This is a genomic window from Pelosinus sp. sgz500959 (assembly GCF_042610375.1).
Taxonomy (GTDB): Bacteria; Bacillota; Negativicutes; order DSM-13327; family DSM-13327; genus CTSoil-075.
The window spans coordinates 21,004-38,352 of record NZ_JBGJZL010000021.1 but is presented as its reverse complement, the minus strand read 5'-3'; the positions used below and the strand labels follow the sequence as shown (position 1 = coordinate 38,352).

The 17,349-nt window shown below is 37.5% G+C and carries 12 protein-coding genes, 1 tRNA gene and 3 pseudogenes; 6 read left to right on the top strand and 10 right to left on the bottom strand.

Annotated elements, in window-relative coordinates; all coding sequences use genetic code 11:
- Positions 1-380 precede the first annotated feature (380 nt).
- From ACAN52_RS20680 to ACAN52_RS20660, 5 genes and pseudogenes are all read right to left on the bottom strand, one after another.
- Positions 381-457: transfer RNA gene (locus ACAN52_RS20680), tRNA-Arg, on the bottom strand.
- A gap of 62 nt (positions 458-519) precedes the next feature.
- A pseudogene (locus ACAN52_RS20675) lies at positions 520-750 on the bottom strand (ATP-binding cassette domain-containing protein); the annotation flags it as partial.
- Between the two features lie 20 nt (positions 751-770).
- The gene (locus ACAN52_RS20670; RefSeq protein ID WP_378956985.1) at positions 771-1,706 is read right to left on the bottom strand and encodes a hypothetical protein; all 936 of its coding nucleotides are present in this window, start codon (positions 1,704-1,706) and stop codon (positions 771-773) included.
- A gap of 335 nt (positions 1,707-2,041) precedes the next feature.
- Positions 2,042-2,731 carry a Crp/Fnr family transcriptional regulator gene (locus ACAN52_RS20665; RefSeq protein WP_378956984.1) on the bottom strand — a complete coding sequence of 230 codons (690 nt, stop codon included), beginning with the start codon at positions 2,729-2,731 and terminating at the stop codon, positions 2,042-2,044.
- Positions 2,732-2,924: 193 nt separating this feature from the next.
- Positions 2,925-3,002, bottom strand: a pseudogene (locus ACAN52_RS20660) (hypothetical protein); the annotation flags it as partial.
- Here ACAN52_RS20660 and ACAN52_RS20655 point away from each other — a divergent pair.
- Positions 2,971-3,651, top strand: a pseudogene (locus tag ACAN52_RS20655) (YjjG family noncanonical pyrimidine nucleotidase); the annotation flags it as partial. The pseudogenes ACAN52_RS20660 and ACAN52_RS20655 sit on opposite strands and share 32 nt — an antisense overlap.
- A gap of 29 nt (positions 3,652-3,680) precedes the next feature.
- On the opposite strand, the gene ACAN52_RS20650 reads toward ACAN52_RS20655, so the two are convergent.
- From ACAN52_RS20650 to ACAN52_RS20635, 4 genes are all read right to left on the bottom strand, one after another.
- Positions 3,681-5,843, bottom strand: coding sequence for an ATP-dependent helicase (locus ACAN52_RS20650; RefSeq protein WP_378956982.1), 2,163 nt, complete (start codon positions 5,841-5,843; stop codon positions 3,681-3,683).
- 143 nt (positions 5,844-5,986) lie between these two features.
- A complete protein-coding gene (locus ACAN52_RS20645; protein ID WP_378956981.1) occupies positions 5,987-6,346 on the bottom strand; it encodes a DUF5684 domain-containing protein in 360 nt (119 codons plus the stop codon).
- A gap of 337 nt (positions 6,347-6,683) precedes the next feature.
- Entirely contained in the window at positions 6,684-6,830 is a 147-nt protein-coding gene (locus ACAN52_RS20640; protein WP_378956979.1) for a hypothetical protein, read from the bottom strand.
- Positions 6,831-6,978: 148 nt separating this feature from the next.
- Positions 6,979-7,737: a SagB/ThcOx family dehydrogenase gene (locus tag ACAN52_RS20635; RefSeq protein WP_378956978.1), complete on the bottom strand. Its 759-nt coding sequence runs from the start codon at positions 7,735-7,737 to the stop codon at positions 6,979-6,981.
- 455 nt (positions 7,738-8,192) lie between these two features.
- Between ACAN52_RS20635 and ACAN52_RS20630 the strand changes: the two genes are divergently transcribed.
- The 5 genes from ACAN52_RS20630 to narI all read left to right on the top strand — a co-directional run bounded on the left by ACAN52_RS20630 (position 8,193) and on the right by narI (position 15,803).
- Positions 8,193-9,320 (top strand): nitrate/nitrite transporter, encoded by a 1,128-nt coding sequence (locus ACAN52_RS20630; RefSeq protein WP_378956977.1) that lies wholly within the window; start codon positions 8,193-8,195, stop codon positions 9,318-9,320.
- A gap of 99 nt (positions 9,321-9,419) precedes the next feature.
- Entirely contained in the window at positions 9,420-13,103 is a 3,684-nt protein-coding gene (locus tag ACAN52_RS20625) for a nitrate reductase subunit alpha (RefSeq protein ID WP_378956976.1), read from the top strand.
- On the top strand, positions 13,093-14,559 hold the full coding sequence (narH, locus tag ACAN52_RS20620; RefSeq protein WP_378956975.1) for a nitrate reductase subunit beta: 1,467 nt from the start codon (positions 13,093-13,095) through the stop codon (positions 14,557-14,559). Before ACAN52_RS20625 ends, narH begins: the two co-directional genes overlap by 11 nt.
- Before the next feature lie 3 nt (positions 14,560-14,562).
- Entirely contained in the window at positions 14,563-15,108 is a 546-nt protein-coding gene (gene narJ / locus ACAN52_RS20615; protein ID WP_378956974.1) for a nitrate reductase molybdenum cofactor assembly chaperone, read from the top strand.
- Positions 15,105-15,803: a respiratory nitrate reductase subunit gamma gene (narI, locus tag ACAN52_RS20610; RefSeq protein ID WP_378956973.1), complete on the top strand. Its 699-nt coding sequence runs from the start codon at positions 15,105-15,107 to the stop codon at positions 15,801-15,803. Before narJ ends, narI begins: the two co-directional genes overlap by 4 nt.
- Before the next feature lie 80 nt (positions 15,804-15,883).
- On the opposite strand, the gene ACAN52_RS20605 is transcribed toward narI, so the two are convergent.
- Positions 15,884-17,110: a DUF438 domain-containing protein gene (locus ACAN52_RS20605; protein WP_378956972.1), complete on the bottom strand. Its 1,227-nt coding sequence runs from the start codon at positions 17,108-17,110 to the stop codon at positions 15,884-15,886.
- Between the last annotated feature and the right edge of the window lie 239 nt (positions 17,111-17,349).

The window sequence follows — 17,349 nt, the reverse complement described above, 5'->3', positions numbered from 1 at the left end:
GCTCTTTAAAAAACTTACTTGTGTCAGTATCACTTGCGTGACCCAACGTGTGTGTACTCAAAACGAGTACGGCACATCTGGCTTATTTTAACTTTACTTACATTGTTTAGTTTTCAAAGAACACCTGATCATCTTTCGACAACCGCACCACCGTTTCTCACAGTGGATATTGATTGTAACATGTTCGCAACTTTATGTCAATATATTTTTATTCTTTCTTCAAATCTCGCTGAGAACTTATACAATATACCATAGTTGTTATTATTATGTCAATAACAACTTTTCACTCTGTCTTTCTCTGAAGAACAGGGAATCGAGCCATCGTAACTAGCTTGGAAGGCTAGTGTTCTAACACTTGAGCTACGCCAGGGGAAAAATCATGGTGACCCCGGCAGGATTCGAACCTGCGGCCTTTTGATTCGTAGTCAAACGCTCTATCCAGCTGGGCTACGGAGTCAATACTACATATTCTATTTGATGTCGGATAGTTATAATATCATCTTCATAACATTATGTCAACTATTTTCTAGAAATATAACTGTTAGTACAATGATCTTCATCAAAAAATAGATATTCAGGATTTTTATAAGCGGTTCTATCTATTAGAAGTCGTTGTTTTTGTCCTTGACTTAATCCATGACCATCTGGGCCTATTCCTTTATAATAGCCTAAGGGCAACGATTCAATGAATTCATCAATATTTGCAATTTCAGCTGATTGTTTCAATTTCTTTTCATCTGATAACTTAGGATAGAGTGTTGTATGTTTATTTAACGAAAGTTCTCAACTGTCTGTTTCCTGTAATCATCGACTTCCCTAGTTAATTTATAATCACTTTTTTTCAACACGGTAAGATACTCGATCATGATCTTAGAGAAATCACCATCACTTCCATTAAATTCAGATTCAAGATAGGCTTTCTTAGCCGCGGGCACCATTTCCTTATCCTCATAGCCGAATAGTGGTGTATTATTGGTTCCGTATAGAGCAAATATAAGATATGTCTTGAGTAACTTCTTCACATCTTCTACCTTAGTAGAATTACCATACATTTTAACAAAACGCTCATGCTTTGAGGCTCTTTTTAAAATTTCTCCCCACCCAATCTTAAGGCCAGCATCTTTGACAGCTACTGTATCTGATTCTACTGCCATAATATCAATATAATCAGCAATGTCTGGAGCTACGTTTGAGCGATATTTTTTATAGAAGGAATAGTCGATAACAGGATAATAAAAACCTTCTGCTGTTTCAATCTTAAACCCGTTGTTTTTAGTTGCCAGCAACAAGTCTTTTATCACCTTCTCCTGGATTCCATTAATATAACTGTCTGTTAAAGCGCCCCGCTCACTTTTTCTCAGGGCTTTCTGGATACTGTCATCATCGGCAAATTGATCTTGCAACTTAGGCAAACGAAGCTGCTGATTTTTCTCAAGTGCTATAATCATTGTTGAAGCATTTTCCTGAGAGACAGAAGCGATATTTTCGTCCAAAAATTTAATCATTTTTTCTGCTGTAACATCACTTTTCTGCATCATATTATTGAATTCACCCATGATGGCTGTCTCTTTGTTTACTGAATTCTCCGTTGCTTGCTTGGGAGCTTCATTCCCTGGGCTAGGTCTATTATTGGTACACCCATTTAGAGATATAAATACCACTACCAGTAAGATACTCGCAATAACGTTCTTCTTAGAATTAATCATTTTAATCTCCTCCGACTTGAGAGGCAGTAACGTCCTCTCAACTTATTATTCATCTTTTCCTTTTACTGACTGATTAGTCATTCATAATAATAAACGTAATACAATCCGATAAGTAACGGATTGTATTATTAAATTTTACTGACTACTGCTCTACTCGGTTCGGGTGNTATTCATCTTTTCCTTTTACTGACTGATTAGTCATTCATAATAATAAACGTAATACAATCCGATAAGTAACGGATTGTATTATTAAATTTTACTGACTACTGCTCTACTCGGTTCGGGTGCAAAAAATTAAGCCAATGCTTGAATTTGCTAATTTTAAAACTGCTGATCTAAAGTGGTTTTATATAAATATTTTTAGACAATTCTCTAAGCTGCTTTATATCTAATACATATATTTTTTTATCATCATATTTTATAATTAATTTTGATTCCATTTCCTTAAACGTTCTATTTAAATGTCTATACGTTGTTCCTAAAAATTGTGCAATTTCTAAATATGATGAATTCAAAATTACATAATTCTTTTCTGTTAAATGTGCAACTAAATAACTAGCTAATCTATTAATTAGTGGATATACAAAATTATAGGAACTATTATTAATAGTTCCATAAAGCTTTTCACTCAAAGAATCTACCAAATGATGCAAAAGTTTTATATTATTAAAATACTTTTCTCTAAGTATATCTGAAGGTATTGCTATCAAATAACTATCTTCTACTGCATCAATATTACAAAGTATCGGGATATTTTTCAAAAGTTCTAAATCCCCTATCGTATTAAAATCTTTATAAAATTTTAAAAGCATTGATTTCCCATTTTCAAAAGGATAAAAGATTTTAATTTTGCCATCCACCAGTAGATAATAATATTCAAGAGTTTCCTCTGATTCTAATATATACTCTTCTTTTTGATAGAAATGAAGTTGTGCATATTTTAATATTTCATCATCAAATATCTGTTCTATATTATGTTTTTTAATATAATGGTTTAAAAGATTACTATCTAAAATTTTTTTCATGTCGCCCCCTAACATGACCCATGTCATGTCCTATTTATTATAAATATATTATTTTATTTATACAGGCTTGAAAGGAGTGAATAAAATTGAATATGTATAAGAATTAACTGTTTTAAATGGTATCTTATCAAGAAATTAGGTCTGTGCCTTAACATATTAAATTATCCTATATTAGGATTTTTATTATAAAAATTTAGTTATATAAAATTATTTGGAGGATATATATTATGAAGTATGAAGTTATACTATTTGATGCAGATGAAACTTTATTTGATTTTAAAAAATCTGAAAGAGAAGCTTTTAAAAAGACTATGCTTGAATTTGATATTAAATATGATGAAAATTGTCATTTAAAAATATATCATGATATAAATGCAACTATATGGAATGAATTTGAACAAGGACTTATTACACAAGAAAAACTAAAGGTAGAACGATTTAAAAGGTTATCAGATACCTTAAAGATTAGTTTTAATGAAACTAACTTTGCAAAATTATATTCGGAGCATTTGGCTGATGCATCATTTCTATATGATGATAGTATGGATCTTGTAGAAAGCCTAAATAAATATTATAAACTTACTATAATCACTAATGGTCTTACATCTGTTCAGGATAAAAGAATCAGAAAATCTATTATATCAAAATATTTTGAGGATATAGTAATATCTGAAGAAATATTAGTATCAAAACCCAATCCTAAAATTTTTGAACATGCTTTAAAAAATATAAATTATGTTGATAAAAGTAAAGTATTAATCGTAGGAGATAGTTTAACTTCTGATATACAAGGCGGTATAAACTTTGGCATAGATACATGCTGGTATAATCCTAATAAAATTATAAATCAAACATCAATAAAACCGACTTACGAAATTTCTAATTATAATGAACTTAAAATTTTACTACTTAATCAATAAAATTCAAGCCTGCCCCCATCGCATTCCCCTTAGGCCGGTTCGAGAAAGCCTTTGGTTAAGCAGATTTCGATTGATAGTGTTTTGATAGTCCCATTAAACTTAATATCAATATTTGAGGAAGTTATAGAAACGATTTTTCCTCGGCCAAATGACTGGTGATTTATTAAACTGCCTATTTTTAGTTGATTTGCATTTTTGATGGCATTTGAATTATAACTTACCATGGGACTGACTTTTGCCCTTTGTTTTACATTTATCTTAGGAATTACTACTGGTGGACTAATTATATTTCTTACAGAAGCTACAAACTCTGACTCCGATACTTTTTCATGATCTCGTTTATCATATGTTAGTAACTCCAGATGGGTTTTGGCCCGGGTCATCCCAACATAAAATAAGCGAACAGCTTCCTCCATCGCCTCAGGTTTTCCTTCCTTTTTCTGTTCAATATCAGACCGGGTCGGAATAATGCCTTCCAGCAAATCAATCATATACACTCGATCAAACTCCAGCCCTTTCGCACTATGGAAGGTAGATAGTGTAACCCAGCTGTCTTTGTTATTCTTTGAAGACTTCATCACCGTTTCGAGATATTTCAGCCGACTAGCGAAATCTTCCATACTACTCAGCCCGGCAGCAATTTCTTCAAGTGTATTGAGTATGCCAAGCAAGTAGTCCTTGCGGAACCCCAAACGCTCACACATTCTCTCAAGCGCCTTTTCGTATCCTAGCTTACGGCGAATCGTGCATATGACTGCAAGAGGAGCCATACCTTTCATAAGCCGTATCGTTTCTTTGCATTCTTCGATCTGTTTTAACTGGTACTCTTGCAGCGGAGCATATTTTAGCAAATTATCAAAAACTGATTCATTATTGTTAATTTTTTTAATCGCTTCCATCTGCTGCTTCGTAATATAGCCACTCACCTTGGTAAATATCTTTTCAAAAATATCGATTCTTTTATCCGTATAAGTCAAACGCATAAAATTCAATATATCCTCAACTACCCAGTGTGAAAAGAAACGCTTATCTTCATCTTTGATATAACAAGAGATGCCCGCACGGTCTAGCTCATTTATCAGGATTATCGATGATGAATTATTTCTGTATAGCACTGCAATCTTACAAGAATGGTCGAGCTTCTTTATTTCTTCGATCAAATATTTAGCCTGGTTTTTATAGTCGGTAAGGCTATGAATAATGATCGGTTTATGTGCTGCTGGATTATGGGTAAACATATTCTTGTTATAGCGCTGTTTATTACGCTTTATGAAGACGTTGGCGGTATCAACAATCTCTTTAGATGAACGGTAATTTTGTTCCATGAACAAAATGGTAGCGCTCGGATATACATTTTTAAAATTAAGTAAATACGACGGTTCAGCCCCCCGCCAGCTGTAGATAGACTGATCATCATCGGCAACAACGCATAGTTTACCATGTTTACGAACCAATTTTTCAATGATATAGTGCTGAACAAGTGAGGTATCCTGACTTTCGTCTGTCAGTATATAATCATAAAGCTGTTGATATCTACCAAGAAGTTCCCGATCCTGATCGAAGGCCTTGTTCGCATAAATTAGCATATCATCGTAGTCCAATAAAAGCTTATCGGAAGCCGACTTAAACTCTTCATATTTTCTCATAATTTCCGCGGCTGCTGGTACATTACAATCAATTTCAGACCATTTTTCCTGCAAAATAAGCTTATTTTTAATAAAGCTAATGTATGTTGTCAACTCATCCATCTGATCTTCCGTAATATTTTCCTGAGTAACGTTTTTAAATATTTCTCGCAAGATATGTCTTTTATCTTGATTTTGGCTACCTTCAATCAGCTGGTAATTAAGCCTATTTTTCCGAAAGTGCTCTCGCGCTACTTCAAAAGCTAAGCTATGTATAGTAGAAAAATCAACTAGAGCAAGAGTAGGAAAAAAGCGTTTGAACCGCGTCTTCATTTCTTCTGCCGCTGCCCGACTGAAGGTTACCGCCTTAATTCGGGCCGGTTGAATACCTTTTACCTCTAAAAGATAGCCAATTTTCATTATGATCGTGGTTGTTTTTCCCGCCCCAGGTGATGCCAATAGCAAAAGCGCTCCACCGGTATTGACTACCGCTTGTCTCTGAACTTCATTCAATGCAACGCCTTTCTTTTTTTGCTTACCCCAAAAGATATCTTCTTTTGTACGCATGTGAAAATATCCTTTCTATTTTATTTAAATCATTTACTTAACTATAATACCATAAAAAAGAAAAACAGAGGGACAGATATGGTGTTTTTAAACACTGTATCTGTCCCCTGCTTTTCTTAGCTAATTTAAATTTTTGAGATTAATTATACTTTGGTCACAGCCGAATGATCTGACGGTAGTGCATCCACTGGCATTGATTTATCCCAAGCCATAATAAACAAAGGGATGCAAAAAAATAGACTCCCTATCCCGTTAAGCCAGAAATTTTTGCCCAATTTTTCCGCGAGAGTGCCATAAATATATACATTAACCACTATGTTGACATATGGAATAAACATAGCAACAAGCCACCACGGAGATACTTTAGCACATTTGCATATCAATACCCAGTTGTATACAGGAATAAAGTATTGAAGCATTGATCCGACATGAAATTTTTCTCCAATCTTTGCTGCTGTGTAACAAACAACAAGGTAAATAACTATCGCAAAAACAATATCCATGATCTTCTCCTCCTTATTTTTATCAGTTGTGTCTGTCGACTAAGAACAAAAAGTTAGTAACAACTCTTACTTCCCCACATTCTTCAACCATTGATGATTTGCGCGTTGTTATATGATTTTTCTCAAAACACCCCTTCCCAACAAAAAAACTAATGCCCCTACAATATAATAGAGTGCATTAGCCTTAAGTGATACTATCCAATCGTATATTTTTTTCGATAAAAAAGGAACAGGTGTAGTGTTTTCAAATTTTCTATAAAGACTATTATACATTTATAAATGACGACACGAATCTATGGCATATAGATATTGTTATTTAGATTAGTCCCAACTTCAATCAAGGGGATTTTCGCCCAATCCATGCCAGTAGCAACTTTATTAATTTGGGTTTGGCTTCCTGTACCGATTTACCTTCATGGAGTTCCAAAACCAATTCCTTCAAAACTTTTTGTCGATATTCCCGATTATTAACTAACTCACTCATAAATGTCTCCTTGATAAATTTCACTCTCATATATGTCATAGTTTTTTGAATTAGTTTGATCCTATCTATAAGATGTCATTTCAGTTCTAAAATAAGAGAAAACATATAAACTCTTTCGTTACTACCGACAAATTATGGTGAAGAGACATTACTGTTTTTTCCCTACTGCAGCAAGATAAATTACAAATTCTTCCTCTTTATTTAAACCCAAGAGCTGATCTATACGATTTTGATCATATATACCGATTGCACAAGTTCCAGCATTTATTGTTTCGCTAGCTAAATACAAGTTTTGGCATACATGACCAATATCTATTAGAATTTTTTTATGGGCGGTAATATCGTACTTCCACTCCGACCGATAGGGAGTGGTACTCCATATAAATAATACTGCAGCTTTGTTGGCAAAATTAGGTACAAATGGTTGATCCAACGTAATTTCGTCTATTTTATTCTCAAGTTCATCGATTTCAAACATGAATAAAAGCTTGTGTTCTACTGGAAGGTATCGATATACACCTTGTATAAGATTCTCCACATTTCTAATCAGTAAGTAGCTTTCAAAAGTATGGGTCGCACCACTACAAGGAACAGTCCTAAACGTAATTCCTGCCTTATTTGTACTGGTAATACCTTGGGTTGCCCACAGGAGATATGATAGTTCATCAAGACTGATTGTTTTATCACTGTAAAACCTAGTACTTCTTCTTTCCTTTATACAAGTATATATATTTTTATTGATCAGTGTCTTTTCATCTACCATTGGGAGATCAATTAATTGCGAGTTATTGTCATAGGGTTTCACTTTTGGCGGTTGAGAAATTCCTCTCATCGCATCCGTTTTAATTTTTTTAAACTCTGAAAAATTTGACTTTAAAAAATTCCTTTGTTGGTCATATTTACTCATTTATATTCTAACTCCTCTAACTATCTCAATATATGAAATAGCTTATATACTTTGTTTAATTCGCTATGATTAGCACCATGAAGCTGCAAGATGGTAGTAACAAATTCACTAATAATAGGCATTTCCTGTTATCAACTTCCTCTCCCAAATTTTATGAATGTACTATATGAATCATTTCTTGATCGTTAACATTATGATCTAATAATACTATTTTTATCGTCAAAAGAATTTGATACATATCACTTTTTATTACAAGATAAAGTATTTTTTGATGCTACCGTCTTAGATAATTTTTTAAGTCCTGAATAGCCGTATGATTTTCATATTTTTTTATTTGGTAAAGTAGGATAATCTATTGAAATTGTATATTATATTAAATTTGTTAGCATACTACTCTCGATACACCCCATAGGAGAGTGAACCTATTGAATAACAAAAGGACGATCGCAATCGTAATGGCTACGTTCGCATTAGCCCTTTCCTTTGCGATTTGGAGTCTTATTTCGTCTCAGTCTACACGTTTTCAAGAAGAATTAGGGCTTTCAGATACGCAAACAGGCATTATGATCGCTATACCTGTACTATTGGGATCAATCTTTCGAATTCCAATGGGTCTTTTAACCGAAAAATACGGTGGTAGACTCATCTTTTTTTTACTTATGGTATTCTCTATTATCCCAGTCTTGGGCTTGTCAACTGCGAATAGCTTTGAAGCAGTTCTGGCTTGGGGATTCCTCTTAGGTATCGCAGGTACATCCTTTGCAGTGGGTATACCTTTTGTCTCTAAATGGTTCCCTCCAGAAAAACAAGGACTTGTACTCGGCATCTACGGCATGGGTAATATCGGGACAGCAGTCGCAAACTTCACAGTACCACTCCTTAATATGTCGGTTGGTTCTCAAGAAACATTATATCTATATGCCATAGTTACATTGCTGTTTGCAATACTATACTACATAGCAGTGAGAGATGTTAAGACAGATGGAGCCCCACCTACACTGCAGGACAGTTTTCATCTTATAAAAACCACTAGTGCGGTGTGGACCTTAAGTATTTTTTACTTTTTGACTTTTGGTTCCTTCGTGGCGATGGGAAATTATTTACCGAAACTATTAGTTGATTTATTTCATATAACGAAAGTGGATGCCGGGCTTAAAACGGCAGGTTTTGTTGTGTTAGCAACCCTGTGTCGACCAATAGGAGGTTACCTGGCAGACAAACTAGGTGGACATCGAATCTTAAACTGGGTGTTCATTATTTTCATTGCTGCCTCGTTAATATTGGCGGTAACAAGTACATTCTATCCTGTTACAATTGCTAGTTTAACGATGGCAGTAGCAGCTGGCTTGGGCAACGGTGCTGTTTTTAAATTAGTGCCATTTTATTATCAAAAACAAACAGGCATCGTAACAGGGATTGCTGGAGCTTTTGGCGGCATTGGAGGATTCTTTCCACCACTTTTATTGGGAACTATTAGACAATCAACAGGTAACTACTTTTGGGGATTTACCCTACTTGCTCTATTTGCAGTTTTCTGCTGGTGGACAAATCATAAGGTGAGCTTGGCTTGTTCCAATCCCTAGTTACCCTTACTAGGAATCAAGGAAGTATCGACTTTCGGATTCTGCAAAAAAATTGAATCAATACAACTTCTTCGATTATCACGCTAGGTGGTGTATTAAATGTCTAACAAAAAATCTTCATTATGGAAAAAGCTACACTTTTTTCGTCCGATAGAGCATTCTGCTGATAACTGGAGTTCTTTATCCTACTCTGACCGCGAGCAGGAACAAATCTATCGTTGTCGTTGGCAACATGATAAATCGGTTAGAACGACCCACGGCGTCAACTGCACTGGTTCATGTAGCTGGAAGGTATTTGTCAAAGACGGAATTGTTACTTGGGAAACCCAACAAACTGATTATCCCTCAACTGGATCGGATATGCCTGAATATGAGCCTCGTGGTTGCCCAAGAGGTGCTACGTTTTCATGGTATATCTACAGCCCTTTACGTATTCGATTTCCTTATGTGCGAGATATCTTGCTCAGATATTGGCGTGATGCCCTAGATAACCTTAAGGACCCGGTTATGGCCTGGAAAAGTATTGTAGAAGATCCCGAGAAAAGTTCCCTTTATAAAAAAGCCAGGGGAAAAGGCGGACTGGTACGTTCATCCTGGGATGAAGTGAATACAATCATTTCAGCATCACTCCTCTATACTATTCAAAAATATGGACCTGATCGTATTTTTGGTTTCTCTCCAATTCCTGCAATGTCAATGGTCAGCTATGCGGCTGGCTCCAGATTTTTGTCCTTAATAGGCGCGCCACTCATTAGTTTTTATGACTGGTACGCAGATCTTCCCCCTTCGTCCCCACAAATTTGGGGAGAACAAACAGACGTACCAGAAAGTTCAGACTGGTATAGCACGAGTTACATGATTATTTGGGGGTCCAATATTCCACAAACAAGAACTCCTGATGCTCATTTTATGGTGGAAGCAAGATATCGAGGCACAAAAGTTGTGTCTGTAAGTCCTGATTATGCAGAATACGTCAAATTCGCTGATCATTGGCTTGGCATACATCCAGGCACTGATGGTGCACTTGCCATGGCCATGACTCATGTTATCTTGAAAGAGTTTTATGTGGATCAAGAAGTAGAATACTTTTCGAAATATGCAAAAACATTTACTGATCTACCCTTTCTCATTATATTAAAGAAAAGTGATCAACATCCAGGCTACACTTCTGATCGTTTTCTACGAGCAAGCGACTTAGGTTTAGAAATGAGTCATGGTGAATGGAAACCCGTTATTTTTGACAAGATCACTACTAACTATATCATTCCTAATGGCACCATTGGTCATCGTTGGGATACTAATAGTAGCTGGAACCTTAACATGTCTGGCGAAGATCAAACGGTAGATCCAGCCCTTACTATACTAGGAATGCATGATGAGATACTTTCTGTCCATTTCCCTTATTTTGGAGGTGAGGATGGACTTATTACTAATCGATGCGTGCCAGTAAAAAAAATAATCGTCGGTCAAACAGAGTATCTTATCACTACCGTATTTGATCTTATGCTTGCCAATGCTGGAGTAGGCCGCAACCTGCCAGGAGACTCTCCTATAAGCTATGACGACATTAAACCTTATACCCCCGCTTGGCAGGAGGCAATCACTGGACTTCCCAAAAATGAGGTCGCTCAAATCGCTCGAGAATTTGCCCAAAGTGCAATCGATACGAATGGGCGATGTATGATCATGATGGGTGCCGGTATAAATCACTGGTATAATTCTGATGTTACCTATCGAGCCATCCTAAATCTTGTTTTATTAACAGGTTGCCAAGGTGTAAATGGCGGTGGCTGGGCTCATTATGTTGGTCAAGAAAAGGTCCGCCCTCTTGAAGGATGGCAGACCGTTGCCTTTGCAAGAGATTGGGGTGGTCCCCCTCGCATGCAAAATGGAACATCATTCATGTACTTTGCTTCCGAACAATGGCGTTATGATGAGATATCTATGAAAGATATGATTTCACCCTTAGTTGCAAAGCCTCGATACCAGCATCCAGCCGATTACAATGCTCTCGCTGTTCGATTAGGCTGGCTCCCTAATTACCCCCAGTTTAATAAAAATTCCTTAGACGTAGTAAAGGAAGCTGAACAAGCTGGTGCCGCATCCAGCAGTGAAATATCAGCCTATCTAGCTAATCAATTGAAACAAGGCAGTCTGAATTTTGCTATTGATGACCCTAGCCTTCAGGACAACTTCCCTAGAGTACTCTTTGTTTGGCGGGCAAATCTAATTGGAAGTTCAGCAAAGGGACATGAATACTTCTTAAAACATTTACTTGGCACTCATTGTGGACATCTAAGTGAACCAAGTACTACTGTAAAAACCGAAGAAATTAATTGGGGCGAAATTCCTAACGGCAAGCTGGACTTACTGATTGATATTGATTTTAGAATGTGTGGAACCGGGCTATATTCTGATATCCTGCTGCCAGCCGCAACATGGTATGAAAAGTCCGATATTAGTAGCACTGATATGCATCCATTCATACATCCATTCAACCCAGCTATCACTCCTCCTTGGCAGTCTCGCTCTGACTGGGATATCTTTAAAAGCCTGGCAGAAAGATTCTCTGCCCTCGCACCTGACTATTTTAAGTCATCCGTAAAAGATGTTGTTTCCTCGCCTCTCCTTCATGATTCTCCTGGTGAAATTGCTCAGAAATTTGGAAAAGTACCTGACTGGAAGCATGGGATATCGATGCCAACTCCTGGCGTTAATATGCCTAACTTTACCATCGTTAAACGTGACTATACAAAAGTTTACGACAAGATGATCTCTTTGGGGCCTAATGTCAAGGAATCCATCGGAGCTAAGGGCCTAGTATGGAAGGCCGATACAGAATATGAATTACTTAAGGGAATGCTCGGCACGGGTAACCAAAAGACGGAATATAACAATTGCCCAAGCTTGTTTACCGATCGAGATGTAGCCGAAGCCATTCTTACTTTATCCAGCGCAACCAATGGAACTCTTGCTCTGAAGGCCTGGAAAGAACTCGAAAGAAAAACTGGTGTTTCTTTGAAAGATTTAACCGAGGAAAGAGCTGAAGAACACCTCACCTTTTCTAAGATAACGGCTCAACCAAGACAGGTACTAACAACCCCAATATTTAGTGGGATTGAAACTGGTAATCGTAGATATTCACCTTTTACTCAAAATGTGGAACGGGGAATACCCTGGCGCACCTTAACTGGTCGACAACATTTCTATTTAGATCATGAAATCATTCTTGAATTCGGAGAAAATCTCCCTTTGTATCGACCGCCCCTTCCTGACAAGCCTTTTTATCCTGTGGACCATCGTCCTGAAGGTAAGGAAAAAGAGCTAGCGCTGAAATACTTAACTCCTCATTTTAAATGGTCTTATCACAGTACCTACGGCGATACTTTGCCTATGCTTACACTATTTAGAGGCGGACCACATATTTGGCTAAACAAAGATGATGCTGCGGACTTAGAAATAGCTGATAATGAGTGGATTGAAATGTTCAATCGGAATGGAGTGGTTTCCGCGCGAGCAGTTGTTAGTCATCGTATACCTCGTGGTGTTGTGTTTATGTACCATGTCCAAGACCGCGCTATTAATGTTCCGGGGACTACAATTACTGGGGATCGTGGTGGTACTTTTAACAGTCCAACAAGAATTTTTATGAAACCAACCCATATGATTGGCGGATATGCCCAACTCAGTTATGGTTTTAATTATTACGGTCCAATCGGTAGCCAGAGGGATACTGTGGTGTTCGTCCGTAAGTTAAAGGAGGTCAATTGGCTTGAAGATTAAAGCCCAATTTGGCATGGTTATGAGTCTTGATAAATGCATTGGTTGCCACACATGCAGTATGTCTTGCAACAATACTTGGACCAACCGGGAAGGTGCAGAATACATGTGGTGGAATAATGTAGAAACCAAGCCTGGGATTGGCTATCCCCGCATGTGGGAGAACCAGGAACAACATAAAGGTGGTTGGACCCTCCACAATGGCAATTTAGAACTTAAAGCCGGCGGGCGTATAAAAAAGCTCTTGAATATATTTCATAACCCTGACTTAATGACGATTGATGAATACTATGAACCTTGGACGTACGATTATGATCATCTCATCAGTAGCCCTGCTAAGAACTATCAACCTGTCGCCCGGCCTAAGTCAATTTTAACTGGTGAATACATACAGCCTAAGTGGGGACCTAATTGGGAGGATGATTTGGCCGGTGTACATGTAACTGGGCAAAAAGACCCAAACCGCCTAGGGCTAGAAGAGACTGTACGTCTAGAATTTGAGAAAGTATTTATGATGTACTTGCCCCGTATTTGCGAGCACTGCATCAATCCTGCCTGTTTAGCCTCCTGCCCCTCTGGTGCCATCTATAAACGGGATGAGGATGGAATTGTACTTGTGAACCAAGATGCCTGTAGGAGTTGGCGTTTTTGTATGTCAGGCTGTCCATATAAAAAAACCTACTTCAATTGGAAATCTCGCAAAGCAGAAAAATGCATTTTCTGTTATCCACGAGTCGAGACAGGACAACCCACAGTCTGTTCTGAGACTTGTGTAGGGAGATTACGGTATATAGGGATTATGTTATATGATGCAGATCGCATTAAAGAAGTAGCATCAACTACCAATCCTAAAGATTTATATAAAGCCCAACTAAGCCTCTTTCTCAACCCTAATGATCCAGCGATTGCTCTCCAAGCTAGAAAAGATGGTATCGCTGATGATTGGATTGAAGCTGCCCAGCGTTCCTCCGTATATAAGCTTCTGATCGAATACGGCGTTGCTCTACCACTACACCCTGAATATCGAACCCTCCCAATGGTTTGGTATCTACCACCTCTTAGTCCTATTATAAAAATAAGTGACAGCACTGACGCCAGTGTTATCTTCTCCTATGTTGATAACATGCGTATACCTGTGGCTTATCTTGCCAATCTATTGACTGCTGGAGATACTGATGCCGTCAGACATTCTCTTAAAACCCTAGTTGGACTCAGACAGTACATCAGAAACGTAAATATACTAAAAAAACCAGGTAAAGATCTATTGACCGGAACCAATCTTAGCGAAGACAAAGCAATTGGACTCTACCGTTTATTAAGTATTGCCAAGTATTCAGATCGCTTTGTCATCCCAGCATCCCATAAGGAGCGAACGGGAGATATGCACGTTTACCAAGGTAACTCTGGATTTGGACATGCTACTGGCTGCTCGGGTTGTAATACCTGGAATGAGGATTAAAAGATGAATAGTATAGAAAATGAAAATCTAATACTTCTAAAACTTTGCTCCCTGCTCCTTAGTTATCCTACTGAAGACTGGATTACCTTAACAGATTGGCGCGACGAGATAAGGCAGCTCACTAACCCTAACAACCGTAATTTATTAAATGGTTTCCTACATTATCTAGATAAGAACAATCTGGAGCAATTATGCGCTAATTATGTTGAAACCTTTGATTTTAGCGAAAAAAGCTCGTTACACCTTACCTACCATGAATATGGAAATGGCCGCAACAGAGGACAAGCCTTGGTAGACTTGAAAAATCAGTATGCTAAAGTTGGTTATCACATGATGACAGACGAACTACCTGACTATCTGCCACTGATGCTAGAATTTTGCGCAGAGATCGGCGATTCTGCAATCAAAAATATTTTATACCCGCAACATTCCTCCATAGCGAAAATTCACGCTGCTCTTACAGAAGGCAATAATGATTATAAACCCTTACTAGAAGTATGCCTTGCTGCTATCAACGAGAGCTTAATGCCAGAGGAGGCTAATCGATGAACTATTGGCATCAGTTTTTATGGATAATTTTCCCTTATATTGCCCTTACTATCTTCGTTATAGGGCATATTTTTCGCTATAATACTGACCAGCTAGGTTGGTCGGCAAAATCCTCTGAATTTCTAGAAAAAAAGAACCTCATGCTCGGAAGTATTTTATTCCATTATGGGATTATCTTTGCGTTTTTGGGCCACGTATCAGGAATATTGACTCCCATTTCGATTTTTGAGGGCTTGGGAGTCTCTCGAAGTTCTTACCATATTATGGCTCTTTCTGGAGGACTACCTGCTGGAATTGCCACAGGGTTGGGGATTATTTTGCTCCTTACTAGGCGCGCCTCTATCCCTAGAATATCTCGGCAGGTGGAGTTCATCGATTGGGTGTCAGGGATTTTACTGTTAGCCGTGATAGGGGTCGGCCTGTACTGCACTCTTGTTTATACTGCACGAGGTTTAGAATTTGATTACAGAACTTCAATTGCGCCTTGGTTTCGTAGTTTATTTAGTTTTGTTCCAACCCCTGAATATATGATTGATGTTCCACTAGCCTTTCAGATTCATGTAATTCTAGCCTTTCTGTTATTTATGATTTGGCCATTTACTCGACTTGTTCACATCTGGAGTCTGCCATTAGAATACTTAGGAAGAAACTATATCCTCTTTTTGAGTAATATAAAAAAAAATAAAAATCAGTAGCAATCAGTTTGAGTTGACTAGAAAATACCTCCAATGATTTGATTTTATCATTGGAGGTATTTAAATTTTTGTGACTATATCTAATCCATAATTCGTTTTTCTCCGTTAATCGCTTGGATAGGCTTAATATCCTGGGTAATCTCCAACACTCCAGAGAAGTTTCCTGCCTTGTCTCTTACCGCTACATAACGAATGTATACATATTTTTCCCCCATCTTGATCCAGAAATCTTCATGATCCTTTTTCCCACTTTTAAAATCTTCCACTATTTTTTCTACCACATGAGCACTGGCTGGTGGATGACAGTTTTCTACCTTACGACCTATAATAGTCCTGGTGCGCGGAAAAATTCGATCCTTAGTAGCAGAAAAAAACTTAACTACGCCGTTTTTATCCACAAAGGTAATATCAACAGGTAAATGTCTATAAATCAAATCAATTTGCTCAGGAGATAAAACCCCAGTATCAAACTTAATATTTCCTGGCGAATGTTCATTGGAAAGGTTTATACCATCTTTATTCACATCTTCCCGTGATGGTTTCCAGCTTTGATTTGGCTCAACTAAGCAATAACCTATTTCATCACTATCCACTAGCGCTTGATACCATTCATCCTCCGAAAGAGTTTCTAGCGCCATCGGTAGAAATATTTTTTCTTCTTTAAAGATCATTTCATCAATTTGTGCCAATAATTCTTCCATTTTATCAATTAATTGCTGTTTTTGAGATGCCTGATAGTTGGCAGCCATCTTTTTTGCCTCTTTCAGCAGTCCTCTAATCTTATCATCAACGCCCCACATCACTTTAGGCGGACCAGTAATCTCGTATTTTTCCAAAAATGGAAAAATCAAATCCTCTTTACGCCGATAATGTTTGTCAACATCCCATAGCAAATTCAATTTTTCAGTCAATTGTAAGGCTACTGCCTTTTCACTATCATCAGATGCCTGTTTCAATTCGCCCAAGATCGGCTTGATTTCCTGATCCATTAGTTTTTGCAACGCCTTGTTCTCTGCCATGAAGATCCCTACTGGGTGCCCTGCAGCTACCGTTATTTGAGGATTTTTTTCTAACGCGTCGCGGAATACTGCAGCATGAACATCGCATAACCGCTGAACTTCTTCCACTGGCAACCCCTCATTTATTAGCCCCTGTTCAATTAGGGAGAGTTCAGCAGGGTCCATACCTGTCGCAATTTCATCAAACTTTCTCTTGACTTCCTGTACCGTTTTACCCTGATGAAGTTCCAAAATAATTTCTTTCAAAGCTCTCTGCCTATATTCTCGATTATTAATTAGCTCACTCATACGTACCTCCTCAACAAATGTTACAATTTTTTATATAGAATAACCACTCTATGTAAAAGAGTGGTTATTCTATCTTGTCCCAAAGTATCAATTGTTTCTATTAAGATTTTCACTCCTCATCACAAATTCGGCAAGTGCAATATACGCCAATCATCTAAGGACGATGACAATAAGTACCACTCTTCCTGTAATATTATTACTTCAGCAATTTTTCAGCAGTTTATTCAGTTTAATAGTAG